Annotated in this window: 8 protein-coding genes; 3 read left to right on the top strand and 5 right to left on the bottom strand. The window is 71.8% G+C overall.

The window, feature by feature from the left end:
- Positions 1-2 precede the first annotated feature (2 nt).
- Both AB0H12_RS23745 and AB0H12_RS23740 read right to left on the bottom strand, forming a co-directional pair.
- Positions 3-2,981 carry an ATP-binding protein gene (locus AB0H12_RS23745; RefSeq protein WP_499625306.1) on the bottom strand — a complete coding sequence of 993 codons (2,979 nt, stop codon included), beginning with the start codon at positions 2,979-2,981 and terminating at the stop codon, positions 3-5.
- Between the two features lie 103 nt (positions 2,982-3,084).
- The gene (locus tag AB0H12_RS23740) at positions 3,085-3,675 is read right to left on the bottom strand and encodes a TetR/AcrR family transcriptional regulator (protein WP_499625304.1); all 591 of its coding nucleotides are present in this window, start codon (positions 3,673-3,675) and stop codon (positions 3,085-3,087) included.
- 76 nt (positions 3,676-3,751) lie between these two features.
- On the opposite strand from AB0H12_RS23740, the gene AB0H12_RS23735 reads away from it, so the two are divergent.
- Complete coding sequence (locus tag AB0H12_RS23735) at positions 3,752-4,636, top strand: SDR family NAD(P)-dependent oxidoreductase (protein WP_499625303.1); 885 nt, start codon at positions 3,752-3,754, stop codon at positions 4,634-4,636.
- An 81-nt stretch (positions 4,637-4,717) separates the two neighbouring features.
- Here AB0H12_RS23735 and AB0H12_RS23730 read toward each other — a convergent pair whose 3' ends face one another.
- Positions 4,718-7,714 (bottom strand): 3-keto-alpha-glucoside-1,2-lyase-like domain-containing protein, encoded by a 2,997-nt coding sequence (locus tag AB0H12_RS23730; protein ID WP_499625301.1) that lies wholly within the window; start codon positions 7,712-7,714, stop codon positions 4,718-4,720.
- Between the two features lie 255 nt (positions 7,715-7,969).
- On the opposite strand from AB0H12_RS23730, the gene AB0H12_RS23725 reads away from it, so the two are divergent.
- The gene (locus tag AB0H12_RS23725; RefSeq protein WP_499625300.1) at positions 7,970-10,045 is read left to right on the top strand and encodes a glycosyl hydrolase; all 2,076 of its coding nucleotides are present in this window, start codon (positions 7,970-7,972) and stop codon (positions 10,043-10,045) included.
- Here AB0H12_RS23725 and AB0H12_RS23720 read toward each other — a convergent pair.
- Entirely contained in the window at positions 10,035-12,134 is a 2,100-nt protein-coding gene (locus AB0H12_RS23720; RefSeq protein ID WP_499625298.1) for a putative bifunctional diguanylate cyclase/phosphodiesterase, read from the bottom strand. The two genes, AB0H12_RS23725 and AB0H12_RS23720, sit on opposite strands and share 11 nt — an antisense overlap.
- Positions 12,134-12,988 (bottom strand): SAM-dependent methyltransferase, encoded by an 855-nt coding sequence (locus tag AB0H12_RS23715; protein ID WP_499625297.1) that lies wholly within the window; start codon positions 12,986-12,988, stop codon positions 12,134-12,136. The genes AB0H12_RS23720 and AB0H12_RS23715 overlap by 1 nt, the downstream gene beginning before the upstream one ends.
- Positions 12,989-13,136: 148 nt before the next feature.
- Here AB0H12_RS23715 and AB0H12_RS23710 point away from each other — a divergent pair, with 148 nt between their 5' ends.
- The gene (locus AB0H12_RS23710; RefSeq protein ID WP_499625295.1) at positions 13,137-14,306 is read left to right on the top strand and encodes a cytochrome P450; all 1,170 of its coding nucleotides are present in this window, start codon (positions 13,137-13,139) and stop codon (positions 14,304-14,306) included.
- Positions 14,307-14,316: the final 10 nt, after the last annotated feature.

Genomic DNA, 14,316 nt, shown 5'->3' with positions numbered 1-14,316 from the left:
CGCTAGAGCCGGAAGCTCTCGTGTCCCGAGTAGACGCACGTCGCCCCGGTCGAGACGGTCTCCCGCAGGTGGGCCGCGAGACCGGGGTGGCGTTCGTCCAGTTTGCGCAGCGTGTCGCGGATGCGGGCGGTCACGGCCTTGCGGGCCCGTTCGGCTTCGTCGCCGAGCCTGCGGGTGCGGCCGGCCAGACCGGCGGCGGCACGCAGTTCCTCCAGCAGGGCGGCGCGTTCGCGGTCCAGGGCGGCGGCGCGGTCGTCGTCGAACGCGCGGTCGATCTCGTCGTCCAGTTGCGCCAGCCGACGCCGGTAGCGGGCCTTCGCCTCGTCGTCCAGCACCGGGTCGCCGCCCAACCGCGCCGACGCCACCGCCTCCGGCGCGAGCAACGCGACCGCGGCCACCGGCTCGCCGGGGCTGCTCAGCAGCACGTGCAGATCGCGCAGCCCCTTGGAGTCCGGCACCCGCACGGTGACCCCGTCGTACGACAACGCCCACACCTCACCCTCACGCCGGAACTCGCGGACGGTCCGCTCGGGCGTCGGCAGCGACCCCGCCGCACTCAGCTCCGACGGCGCGCCCTGCGCCCGCAACGCCTCCGCCAGGTGACGCCGCGCCCGCGACACCCACGGCCGGGCCCGCATCCGCTCGGCCGACCGCAGCGCCGCGGTCAACTCCTCCACCGCGTCGTCACACCGGCCGAGCGCCAGGTCCACCAGACCCAGCCACAGGTCCACCGGCCCGCTGATGTCGCACCCGTACAGCGACACCAGCCACTTGCCCCGGTGCGGCGCCAACTCCCCGCGCACCCGCGCCGCCAGCTCCCGGTCACCCGTCGCGTGGGCGAACTGGGCCCGGAACCGCAGCCACAGCGGCTCGAACGACGACTGGGACCGGTCGTCCTGGACGGGCTGCTCGCCGTGGACGCGCGCGGTCGCCACGTCACCGCGTTCGAGGGCGGCGATGCCGGCCGGCAGACCCGGGTACGGGTAGTTGCTCGCGAGGATCTCGGGCGCCAACTCGTCCAGCTCGGCGAACTTCCCCTGCGACACCAGCAGCGCCCACCGCAGGTGCAGGTACATCATCCGGAACCCGGTGTGGTTGCTCGCGCCCAGCTCGATCGCCGCGGCCAGCAACGCCTCCGCCTCGGCGAACCGGCCCTGCATCGTGGCGATGATCGACTGGTCGATCGCGGCCGAGAAGTTGAACCGGCTCATGCCCAGCCGCTCCGACAGCGCGACGAACGCGTGCACCTGCTCGACGTACCGCGGATCGCCCAGCTCCACCAGCGCCACCCACCGGAACGAGGTGGCGAAGTGCTCGACGGTGTGGTCGCCGCTGCGCCGCGACACGGTGATCAGCTCGTCGATCAACGCCAGCCGCTGCTCGGCGTGGCCGATGCCCACGGTGGTGTCGTGCACCGCCCACAGACCTGAGGCCAACGCGTCGTCGTCCCCGCCACCCCGGGCCGCCTCGGCGGCGTGCAGGCTCATCTCCCGCGCCAACACCTCCGTCGACACGTCGGGCGCCGGCCCGATGAGCCGGCAGTACGCCTCCCGGACCACGGCGGCGGCCTGGCCCTCGTCCTCGGCGAACCGGTAGACCGCCAGCGCGATCCGGGCGAACGGCTCCGCGTCGTCCAGCTCCCGCGCCAACGCCGCGGCCTCGTCGAAGACCTTCCGCGCCTCCGCGGGCTCGGCGCAGTGGTACAGCTCGTTGCCGAGCTCCAACGCCACCGCGATCCGCCGCCTGGCCCCCTCGGCCCGCTCCAGCGCACGCCGGTAGTGCCCGGCGGCCTCCTCGACCGCCATCCGACGGCTCGCGTCCCGCGCCGCCGCCACGATCAGGTCCACCGCCCGGTCGGCCGCCAACCGATCGCCGGCCAGGTGCGCGTGTCTGGCCAGGTCGGCCGGGAACACCTGGTCGGAGAGGTCGCCGTCCAACGCCCGCACCACTGCCGCGTGCCGTGCGTCCACATCGGACAGCGAACCGTACAGCGCCTCGCGCACCAGGTCGTGCGCGAACGAGAACAGGCCGCCACCCAACCCGTGCACCAGCCGCGCCTGCGCGGCCTGGTCGAGCAACCGGTCCACCGCCGGCACCGGCAGCGAGGCCGTGGCGGCCAGCACCTTGCGGTGGAACTCGTGCCCGAGCACCGCCGCCGTCGTCAACAGGTCGCCGACCTGCTCGGGCAACAAGGACAACCGCCGCCGCAACGCATCGCGCACACCGGGCGCAATCGACGTCACCGACCCACCACCGTGCCACAACCGCGCGGTCTGCTCGACGAAGAACGGATTGCCGCCCGTGCGCAAGTGCACTTCGGCGACCAAGTCGGCCTCCGGCTCACGCCCCGCCGTGCGCGCCATCAACTCACCGACCTCGGCCGGCGACAGCCCGGTCAACGCGACCGTCGTGGCCCGGCTGAGCAACGGCGTCATCAACGGCTGCAGCGGGTGGTCCTCGGCGTCCACCTCGTTGTCGCGATAAGTGCCGATCAGCAGCAGCCGTTCGAACCACGTGTGCTGCGCCGCGAACTCCAACAACTTCAACGACGCCGAGTCCGCCCAGTGCAGGTCCTCCAACACGACCACCACCGGCCGGTGCTGCGACACCGCCACCAACGCCGAGGTCACCGCGTCGTACAGCGGGAAGCTCTCCGGCCGGTGCTCCGACGGCGCCTCACCGAGCAACACCGCCAGCGGACCCCAGTCCACCGACTCCGACTCCTCGGCCGCCGCCCGCCGCAACGCCCGGATCACCTGCACCCACGGCCAGTAACCGGGCGCGCTGTCGGAGTCCCAACACGACCCACCGAGCACCAGCGCCCCCGCCCGCCGCGCCTGCTCCGCCGCGCCGGTCACCAGCGTGGTCTTACCGATCCCGGCCTCGCCCGCAACCAGCACCAACCCACCGTGGCTGCCTACCGCACGGTCGACCTCCGCGCTCAGCACCCCGGCTGGGTGGTCACGTCCGATGAGTCGCATGGCAGGGTGAAACTTAGCCCATCGGACCGACAACGGGCGTGCGTTCAGGCGATGTCCGGCCCTGAAATTCGCTCACCTGTGCGAACCGCCCCGCCCCGCCGCGTTACCTCGACCCGCCCAACTCGCCCAACCGCGCAAACGCCGCATCCACCGCACCCGGCAGCACCTCCGGATCGCCGTCCGCCAACGCGTTCCCAGCCGCGAAGCAGGCCAACGCCAGCTGCGGCGCGAGCACGGCCACCTCCGCTGACGCACCGCGCTCGAGCAGGTTGGCTCGGATGATCTCGAACAACCTGGCGAACTTCCGCGCCGCGCGGTCCCGCAGCTCCGGGTTCTCGCGCAGCAGCCGTTCGTGCACGCGGTAGTGCTCACCATCCGCGGTCAGCTCCCGGCACAGCTCCGTAGCCACCGCGCGCAACTGCACCACCGCGCCGGCCAAGTCGGTGACCGGCGGCAACGCCCGGTGCCGTTCGCTCAGCGCCTCGACGATCGCCTGCTCGTCGGAGAAGACGACCTCCTGCTTGTCGCCGAAGTAGCGGAAGAACGTGGTGCGGCCCACCTCGGCCCGTTCGGCGATGTCGGTGACCGTCACGGCGGCGAACCCCCGCTCGGCGAACAGCTCGAACGCCGCCTCCACGATCTGTTCCCGCGCGCGCTGTTGCTTGCGCTCGCGCAGCGGCATCCGTTCCGGCATGGCCTCAGCATAGCGGCCCGGTACGAAGTCCGGTACGGTACTGAGTACCAGTTCGAACTACGTACCAGGAGCGACCATGGGCACCACCTTGATGACCGGCGCGAGTCGTGGGCTCGGCCGCGAAGCCGCCGAACACCTGCTCCGCCACCACCCGGACCGGCACCTGCTCGTGGTCAACCGCAAGCCCGGCCTGGCCGCCGAGCTGGCCGCGGTCACCGGCAACCGCAACGTCTCCGAGGTGGTCGGCGACCTGGCGTCGTTCGCCGACATCCGCCGCGTGGCCGCCGAGGTCGAAGGGCCGCTGGACGGGTTCCTGGGCAACGCGGGCCTGCAGATGGCGACCACCCGCAAGCTCACCGCCGACGGCTTCGAGATGACCTTCGGCGTGAACGTGCTGGCCTACCACCTGCTGCTGAACCTGCTCATGCCGCGCTTCACCAACCCGGCGCGGATCATCGTGGTCGGCAGCGACGTGCACGACGCCGACCTCAACACCATGGGCCTGATCCCGTCGCCGCGCTGGGACGACCCGCGCGAGCTGGTCAAGCCGGGCAGGGACTCCGGCCGGGAGGGCAGGCGTGCGTACGCCACCAGCAAGCTGGGCGTGATCTACCTCGTCCACGCGCTCCAGCGCCGACTGCCGGATGGCGTGGACGTCTACTCCTACAACCCCGGCCTGGTGCCGGACACCGAACTGTCGCGCGACGCGGGCCGCCTCGGCCGGGCCGCGTTCCGCGCGATCGGCAAAGCCCTGGTGACCCTGCCGATCGCGACCACAGCGGACAAGGCGGGCCGACTGCTCGCGGAGACGATGACGGGACCCCGCCCCGGCGAGAGCGGTTCGTACATCAGCAAGGGCGAGGTGATCCCGTCGTCGTCGGAGTCCTACGACGAGCAGCGCGAGGAGGACCTGTGGGCCGTCGCCAACGAACTGTGCGGCCTCACTCGGACCAGGGCCTGAGAACCGGCCGCACCACCACCGCACCGGGCCGCTCACCGACGAGCGACCCGGCGCGGCGCGCGTCACCCCACCAGCCCGGCCTCACCCAAGCGGCTCGACCCAGATATTCCGGAACCGGACGTTCTCACCGGGATCGCCGTGGTCCTGCAGCCGGAACGGCCCCGCCGTCGGCCCTTCCGCCGCACCACCACCGGTCGGCCCGTCGACCACGAAGTCCTGATGAACCGTGACCCCGTTCCACACCACCGTGACCCGCGCGTTCGCGATCTTCACCCCCGCGCTGTCGAACCGGGCCGCCCGGAACGTGACGTCGTACGTCTGCCACGTCCGCGGCGCGGTCCCCGCATTGACCGACGCCGCCCTCTTCAAGTAGACGCTCCCCGCCTCATCGGCCCCCAGCGGCTGCTTCCCGAAGCTGTCCAGGATCTGCAACTCGTACCGGTCCTGCAGGTAGACCCCGCTGTTCGCCCGCTGCTGCCCGGTCACGTCGGACGGCAGGTTCGGCAACCAGAACTCCAGGTGCAACTTGAAGTCCCCGAACACCTGCCTGCTGCGGATGTCGCCGCCGAGCGCCTCCACCGACCCGCCCGCCACCGGCCACGAGGGCGCGCTGCCGTCGGCGTTGCGCCAGTTCTCCGTGCCGCCACCGCCGTAGAGGACGACGCGCTGAGCCGGAGTGACCGTCAGGTAGTCGAGGTTCACGTGTCCGACGTCCCCGCTGTCCACCCGGTACGCGATGGTGTTCGCGCCCGCCCGCAGCGTCAACGCCTCGGTGTGCGTCGCCCACGTGTCCCAGGTCCCGGTGTCGGCCAACGCCACCTGCCTGACCTTCGCGCCGTTGACGTACACGCTCACCGTCTTGGTCCCGGACGACGGGTTTGGCCCGTTGCTGTAGCGCAGCCCCACGTTGTGCGAGCCTGCCGCCGCCGCGTTCACCGCGAACCGCGTGGTCGCACCCTGAGCGCCGTACCCGTCGACGAAACCGGCGCCCGAGTAGCCGGTGTGGTCGGTGTTGACCCCCGCGCCGCCGGACAGGGCCGCGCTCTCGGCCTCGAACGACCGGGTGGCCGACGGCGGGGCGCCGACCAGGTTGTTGAGCGTGTACCAGGCCTCCGTGTTCCACAGCGGAACGCCGGTGTTCGACGAGAACGGTCGCGGCGAGCGCAGGTGCACCACCCGGCCGGCCTTGAGGCCGTTGAGCTTCAACGTGACCTTGCGGCCGTCCGCGGACACCGCGGCCGAGGCGACCGAGAGGGTCTCCTGGTCCACCTTCGGCCCGCCGTACGTCGGCGCCGCCGCGTACCGCCACTGCGTGGCCCGGTACCGCCCGGCGAGCCCCGCCGCCGTCTCCGCCGACAACGGCTGGGTGTACTCGATCTCGAACCCTCCCGCTATCGCGCGCATCGCCAGCACGTCGAACGTCCGGCCGCCGTTGGGCGTGAGCTTCTGCAGCCCGTACAGCAACTTGCCGTCCTGACCCCAGTTGCCGCCGTCCCCGATACCGCCGACGTAGATCGCGCCGTCCGGGCCGAGGCTGATCCGGTTCACGCCGGCCTCCAGCCCCTGGGTCATCCGGAACACCGCGCCCTGGTACTCGCCGTTGACCTTCTCCAGGAACGCGCGTTGCAACCCGCCGTAGGTGACATCGCCGAAGACCATCTGCCCGGCGTAGGCGCCCTGGGTGAGCTGGACGGGGGTGCTGGGGGAGTTGGCGATCTCGTTCTGCGGCAACCACAGCACGGGCGCGGTGACCGGCTTCGCGTCGAACGGGCCCGTCGGATTGGTGTAGTGGTTGAAGAACCGGTCCTGCTTGATGTGCACCATCTTCGACGCGGGCAGGTAGCCGCCCTGGTTGTCGTTGACGAAGATGCCGCCCTCCGGACCCCAGCCGATCCCGTTGGGCGTGCGCAGGCCGCCCGCGATGTAGCTGACCTGCCCGGTGGCGCGGTCCACCTTCACCGTCGTGCCGCGGTTCGCCGCGGGCTGCGGGTTGGTCGTGGCGCCGCCCTCGTTGATCGCGACGGAGAGGCTGAGGTAGAACGCCCCGTTCTGGTACAGCAGGCCGAACGCGAACTCGTGGAAGTTGCCGCCGTAGGGCCACGACGCCACCGCGCGCGACTGGTCGACCACGTCGTCGCCGTTGGTGTCGGTCAGCTCGGTCAGCTGGTGCTTCTGCGACACGTAGATCTTGCCGTCGAGCACCTTCAGGCCCATCGGCTCACGCAGGTTCGTCGCGATCCGCTTGGTGGTGACCCGGTCGGGCGAGGTGGCGCCGGTGACGTTGCCGAGCACCCAGACCTCGCCCGTGTCGGTGCTCTTGCCGTCCCAGGTGGCGACGGCCAGGCGGCCGTCGGGGAACCAGTCCATCGCGCTGACCCGCGGCTGGAACCCGGTGGGGCGCAGGGTGGTCAGCGCGTAGTCCGGGTGAACGGAGTCGAGCGGCAGCCCGTCGCCGGGCGAGTCGGAGCCCGTCGCGCAGTCCTTGCGGCCGGGTGCGGTGACCCGCACGACGTCCGCGTCCGTGCTGAGCGCCGAGTTCGGCACGACCGTGAAGCCGGTGGCGCCCGGCGGCCTCCACTGCAACGTCAGCTGCTGCCCGCCGTCGCGCTCGAAGTGGTCGATCAGCAGCGAGTGGTAGCCGGTCGACAGCGTGACCGAGCCGTCCTTGGGATCCGGCCCGTGCAGCCCGTCGTGGTCGACCACCACGGCGCCGTCGACGGCCAACCGCGACCCGTCGTCGCTGAGCAGCCGGAACGCGTAGCTGCCCGCCTGCGTGATGGTGAGGTTGCCGGTGACCTGGGCGACGAACCGGTCGGCGAACCCGAAGTCGGTGGTCGACGTCCAGTCGATGGTGGGCATGAGCTTGTCGACGTTGGGCGTCTGGGCGGGCTTGAGCGTGCAGAGCCGGTCCAGCGGCACTTGGACGTCGAAGACCCGCAACGTCACGCCGGGTTCTTGGGGCGGCACGGCGTCGCTGTGCGGATCGGCCGTCGCCGACAGGCCCGAGCCGCTGATCAGCAGGGCCGCGGCCAACAGGCCGAGGGCGGGGTTGCGCGTCCGTCGGGCTGTCCATCTCATGATCCATGCTCCAGGAGGGCGAGGACGACCACGCGGTGTCCGACGTCGTCGTCGCACGGTTGCAGGGCTCGCCACGGTAGGGCCGTCAGTGGTCTAGTCCAGGACTTTCGCTGATTCTGACCACACTTGTGTCTGGTCCTTACACAAGTCGCGCGAGGCTTTCTCCTCGCCGACGGCCGCCCTATGCTTCTGGGAGCGCTCCCAGGTCACAGCGCGGCTCGTGCCCCTGCCAACGGCGGTGAAGGGACCAACGACGTGAGGTTGTTACTGCTCGTCTCGCTGATAGCCCTGACCCTCGCCCCACCGGCCGCGGCCGCGGCGCCGGGCGAGTGGATCGAGGCGGAGGGCGGCGCCCTGTCCGGCGTCGTGATCGAGACGTCCGTCGAGGGCTTCTCCGGCGCCGGTTACGTCGCCGGGTTCGACGAGGCCGCCGACCACGCGACCATCACGATCCCGGACAGCCCCGGCGGCCTGCACGACCTCACCGTCCGCTACGCCGCGCCCTACGGCCCGAAGCAGACGGCCGTCTCCCTCAACGGCACGTCCGTCGGCTCGGTGGCGCTGGCCGAGAACGCCGGCTTCACCGAGGCCACCGGCGCGAAGCTGCTGCTGGCCCAGGGCGACAACGCGGTCACCTTCACCACCGGGTGGGGCTGGTACCTGATCGACGCGATCAAGGTGACCCCCAGCGCGCCTCCCGCGCCCGGCGTCCACGAAGCCGAGGACGGCGAGCTCAACGGCACCGTGGTCGAGTCGAGCGTGGCCGGGTTCTCCGGCCGCGGCTACGTGGCGGGCTTCGACACCGGCACGGACAACGTCACCATCACGATCCCGGACAGCCCCGGCGGCCTGCACGACCTCACGATCCTGTACGCCACCCCGTACGGCGCGAAGACGGCGTCGCTCTCGCTCAACGGCAGCGGCCTCGGCGACGTCCAGTTCCCCGAGCACCCGACGTTCACGTCGATCGCGGCGGGCAAGGTGCTGCTGCGCGAGGGCGACAACACGGTCACCATCACCAACAACTGGGGCTGGTACCTGATCGACGCGATCAAGGTGATGCCCAGCGCGCCGCGCGGCCCGCACCAGGTCACGGGCGCGTTGACCGACCCGGCCGCGACCGCCGAGGCCAAGGGCCTCATGCGCTACCTGGCCGACAACTACGGCGAGAACATCCTCTCCGGGCAGCAGGACCAGGCGAGCATCGACTGGGTCGAGCAGAACATCGGCGAGGCGCCGGCCATCGGCGGCTACGACCTGATGGACTACTCGCCGAGCCGGGTCGAGCGCGGCACCGTCGGCCGGGACGTCGACCACGCCCTCGTCTACGACCAGCGCGGCGGGATCGTCACCATGGCCTGGCACTGGAACGCGCCGTCCGGCCTGATCGACCAGCCGGGCAAGGAGTGGTGGCGCGGCTTCTACACCGACGCGACCACGTTCGACCTCGCCGCCGCGCTCGCCGACCCGACCTCCACCGACTACCAGCTGCTGATCCGCGACATGGACGCGATCGCCGTGCAGCTCAAGCGCCTGGCCGACGCCAAGGTGCCGGTGCTGTGGCGACCGCTGCACGAGGCCGAGGGCGGCTGGTTCTGGTGGGGCGCCAAGGGACCCGGCCCGGCCAAGGAGCTCTACCGCCTGCTGCACCAGCGGCTGGTGGGGCACCACGGCCTGCACAACCTGATCTGGGTGTGGAACTCCGTCTCGCCCGACTGGTACCCCGGCGCCGACGTGGTCGACGTGGTCAGCATGGACTCGTACCCGCCGCAGGGCGACCACGGTCCGGTGATCGGCCCGTACGAGAAGCTGGTCGACCTCGGTGACGACCGCAAGCTGGTCGCCCTGGGCGAGGTCGGCTCCATCCCGGACCCCGACCTGGTCCGCGCCTACGAGGCCCGCTGGTCCTGGTTCGTGACCTGGAGCGGCTCGTTCATCCAGGACGGTGTGGTCAACCCCCGGGACTTCGTGCAACGCGTGTACGGCCACGCGAACGTGATCACCCTCGACGAGCTGCCGGACTTCAAGACGACCCAGGGCGACTGCACCGCGACCATGCGCGTGGTGGCGCAGTGGGGCACCGGGCACCACGTCGAGATCACCGTGCGGCACCAGGAGAACTCGCCGTCCGCGGGCTGGCGGGTGAGCTGGCCGTTCCCGAACGGGCACGTCCGGCACGCCTGGGGCGCGATCATCACCACCGACGGCACGACCGCGACGGCCAGGAACGTCCCGTGGAACTCGGCGATCAAGCCGGGGGAGAGCGTCACGTTCGGGTACCTCGCCGGCGGCTCCCCGACAGCGCCTGCGTTGACTTGCGCTATCGGGTGATCACGTCCGGTGGACCGGCGGGAGCGAACAGGGGACCGGACGCGGTGTCCGCACCCACCTCCCGCCACCACCGGGCTTGTTCCGGTGTCGTGACGTCGGCGGCGGTCACCCCGACGCCGACGTCACGCACCACCTCCAGCACACCGGCCAACGCCCGCGCCACCGCCGAACCAGGCCGCGCGGCGGGCGACTGCGCCATCCGCACCGCCCGCACCGGCACGCCGTCGAGCAGCCGCGCCAAGTCGTCCGGCGCGGCGGTGAAGTCCTCCACCTCCACGCCCACCCCGTCCTCGGCCAGGTACTTCAGGGTGTCGGCCGCGTCGCCGCGTTCGCCGGACAACGCCTGACCCGGCGCGCCGAGCCGCAGCGACGACGTGGGCAACCCGGTGTCGGAAATCGCCTCGCGCACCACGCCGTGCAGCTCCGGGTCGGCCGCCTGGCTCGGGGTCAACGCCCACCGCACCGGCAGGTCGCGGGCCTGGTCCCGCCGCCACGACCGGGCCTGCTCGCACGCGGCCCGCAGCGCCCACGCGCCCAGCGGCACGATCAGTCCGGTGTCCTCGGCCAGGGTGAGGCACTGCTCGTGCGGCAGCGCGCCCAACGTCGGGTGGTCCCACCGCAGCACCGCCTCGGCCGACTCCACCTGCCCGTCCGCCAGCCGCACGACCGGCCGGTACAGCACCCTGATCTCGCCGTTCTCCCACGCGCCGGGCATGGTCGCGGCCAGGCTGAACGCGCGCCGGTCCCGACCGTCCTGCCCCGGGTCGGACAGCTCCCACTGCCTGCGCCCGCTGCCCTTGGCCCGCCGCAACGTCAGGTCGGCCGAGTCGAGCAGGTCCGACGGCGCCGAGTCGCGCGGCGGCCGGTGCACCACGCCGATCGTGGCCGACACCGCCACCCGCTTGCCGTCGGAGTGGAACGGCGCGGACAGCAGGTCGTTGATCCGGCGGATCGTGGTCACCACGTCGGGCGTGGTCGGGGTGTTCTCGATCAGGATCGCGAACTCGTCGTGCCCGAACCGGGCCACCATCGCGTTCTCCTCGGCCACGACCGCGCCCAGCCGGCCGGCGACGACCTTGAGCACGTGGTCGCCGACCTCGCGGCCGAGGCCACCGGTGATCCGGGAGAAGCCGTCGAGGTCGAGGTGGAACACGCTGACACCCGTGCCGGGATCGGCCGTGCGCAGCGCCTGCTCCAGCCTGCTGGTGAAGTACTGGCGGTTCGGCAACCTCGTCAGCACGTCGTGCAGCGCCTGGTGGTTGAGCTGGCCCTGGAGCAGGTTGACGTCGGTGGCGTCCTCGGCCAGCACGATCACCTGGGCGCTGCCTTCGAGCCGGTGCAGCGGCGACAGCGTGAGCATCACCCAGGCCGGCTCGCCGTCGCCGCGCAGCAGTTGGCGCGGCTGGGTGAACGACGCCGTGCCGCCGTCGGCCAGCTCCTCGAAGTCGGCGCGCAACGCCGTCCGCTCGTCCGGGTGCGCCAGCTCGAACAGCGACAACCCGGCCAGCTCAGCGGGCGGGCGGTCCACGATCCGGGCCAGCGCGCCGTTGGACCGCACCAGCCTGCCGTCCGGGTCGGCGGTCGCGATGCCGGTGGACAGGTGGTGCTCCAGCAGCTCGAACCTGGCCTCGCTGTGCTGGAGCTCCACCTGCGCCTCGCGCATCGCCTTGTACAGCGAGCGGCCGAGCTGCTCCTGCTGGGTCAGCACGGTGGCGCGGGTCTTGTCGACGAAACCGGCCGAGAGCGAGGCGATCACGTCGACCACGCGTTCGCGCAGCTTGTCCGGCGGCGCGAGGGCGGGCATGCCGAGCAGGCCCTTGCTCACGATCTCCACCGAGACCCGGAGCGCCTCGGCGGTGGTGCAGTTCAGGTCGACCAGCGCGTCGCCGACCTCGCGGCCGGCGCGCTGCGCCAGCGACTCGGTCGCCACGCCCGCGCACAGCCGTTCGACCAGCCCGAGCAGCTGCCGTTCCAGCTCGACGACGGTGAGCGGGACGAACGTGCGGGAGCTGAGCAGGTAGGCCCACTTCTTGGCGAGCTTCGTCCGGGCCCGCAGCCCGTCCGCGTCCTGGGGGAGCGCAGCGGTCATCAGCGGTCCCCGGCCACCGGCTCACGACCCGGCCCCGGGTCCGGCTTGCGCCCGACGCCCGCCCAGACCTGGTTGTTGTCCTCGGCCCGGTCGGCGATGTCGCCCGCGCCGCCGGGCCGCCACAGCGCGTGCCCGACCACGCCCGGTTCGACCAGCTCGTAGCCGTCGAACAACTCCGTCACCTCGGCGTGCGTGCGGTACACCAGGTTGTCCTTCGACCTGCTCTCCCGCACGGTGGCCGCGGCACGCCGCATCGTCTCCGCGCGGTCGTCGGCGGTGGCGTGCGAGATCACCATGTAGCTGCCCGGCGCGAGCCGGTCGCGGTACCGGGCGAGCAGCTTGCCCGGCTCCTCCTCCGGCCGGACGAAGTGCACCACCAGCAGCAGGAGCAGCGCGACGGGCTCGTCGAAGTCGAGCAGGCCGGTCACCTCGGGCCGGCCCAGCACGTCCTCAGGCTCGCGCAGGTCCGCCTGCACGGCCGCGGTGTTCGGGTCGTCGGCCAGCAGCAGGCGGCTGTGCGCGATCGCGACCGGGTCCTTGTCGACGTAGACCACCCGGCAGTCCGGCGCCACCTCCTGCGCGATCTCGTGCACGTTGCCCACGGTGGGTATGCCCGAGCCGATGTCGAGGAACTGCCGCACGCCGTGTTCGGCCAGGTGGGTGACCGCACGGCGCAGGAACGACCGGTTCAGCCGCACCAGGTCGCGCGCGCCGGGCAGGACCTCCAGCATCTTCTCGCCCATGGCGCGGTCCACCTCGAGGTTGTGCGCGCCGCCGAGCAGGTAGTCGTAGGTCCTGGCGACGCTCGGCACGGTGGTGTCGATGCCCTCGGGCACCCAGTCCAGGTCGCTCATGGCGCGCTCCGGGCTTTCGCGAATCGGTCGGGGGACGGGCGGACCACGACATCCAACAGCCTGGGCCGTGCCGACACCAGCGGATTCGACAACTTGACTCCAATGCGCGATCCCGCCCGGCTCCGAACGGCGCATAGAGTGCACGCCGATGACCGCCAGTGCGAATGCCGGTAACACCGGAAAAACCGAGGTGCCCACGGTTCCCGGCCGATTACCCCTGCTCGGGCACACCGCCGCCATGCCGCGACAACGGCTCGCCTTCACCTCCCAATCGCGGAACCACGGTCCGGTCGTGCAGGTCTACCTGGGCAAACTCCCGCTGCACGTCGTCATCACCGCCGAATTGGCGCACCAGGTGCTCACCGGCGACACGGACAAGTTCGACAAGGGCATCTTCGTCGACAAACTGCGGCGCGCGTTCGGGAACGGCCTCGTCAGCACCGACGGCGAATTCCGCCGCCGGCAACGGCGGATGATCCAACCCGCGTTCCACCGCGGCCCGCTCACCCGCTATTCGGAGACGATGACCGCACTGGCCGCCGAGTTGGCGAATTCCTGGCGGGATGGACAGGTGCTGGAACTGGACCGGGTCATGCAGGACCTCGCGATCACCGCCGTCGGCCGCACGCTGTTCTCCACCGACTTCGGCCCGTCGGTGAGCGCGGAGATCCGGGCGCACACGCCGGCGCTGATCCGGCTCGGCGTGATCCGGGCCCTGTCGCCCGCCGCGCTGGAGAAGCTGCCGATCCCCGCGAACCGCCGCTTCGACCGGGCCGTCGCGCACGTGCACCGCGTCGTGGACGACGTGGTCGACTCCGCCCGCGGCGACCGGGACGACCTGCTCTCCGTGCTGCTGAACGCCCGCGACGTGAGCTCCGGCGCGGCGATGGACCGGCAGCAGGTCCGCGACGAGGCGGAACTGCGCCGCTACCCGTTGTGGCTCATGCTGCGGCGCGCCAACACGTCGGTCTCCTTGGGCGACGTGCGGGTGCCGGCGGGCACGGAGGTCGGCTTCAGCCCGCACGCGCTGCACCACGATCCCCGCTACTACGACGACCCGGCGCGGTTCGACCCTAACCGGTGGCTGCCCGAACGCGCCGCCCTGCCCAAGGGCGCCTACGTGCCGTTCGCCGGCGGCCTGCACCGCTGCCCCGGCCACGCGTTCGCGCCCCTCGAGATCGCGATCGTCGCGGCCACCCTCGCCGCCCGCCGGCGGCTCGTGCCCGTGCCGGGCGAACCCGTGCGACCCAAGGTGACCGGCCTGCTGTACCCGAACCGGCTGCCGATGACCGCACACCACCGCCGTTCCGCTCCCTGATGGAGGTCGT

It is taken from the genome of Actinosynnema sp. NPDC023794, from assembly GCF_040639675.1.
Lineage (GTDB): Bacteria > Actinomycetota > Actinomycetes > Mycobacteriales > Pseudonocardiaceae > Actinosynnema > Actinosynnema luteola.
Note: the sequence above shows the minus strand (reverse complement) of the source record. Positions and strands in the feature narration are given on the sequence as shown.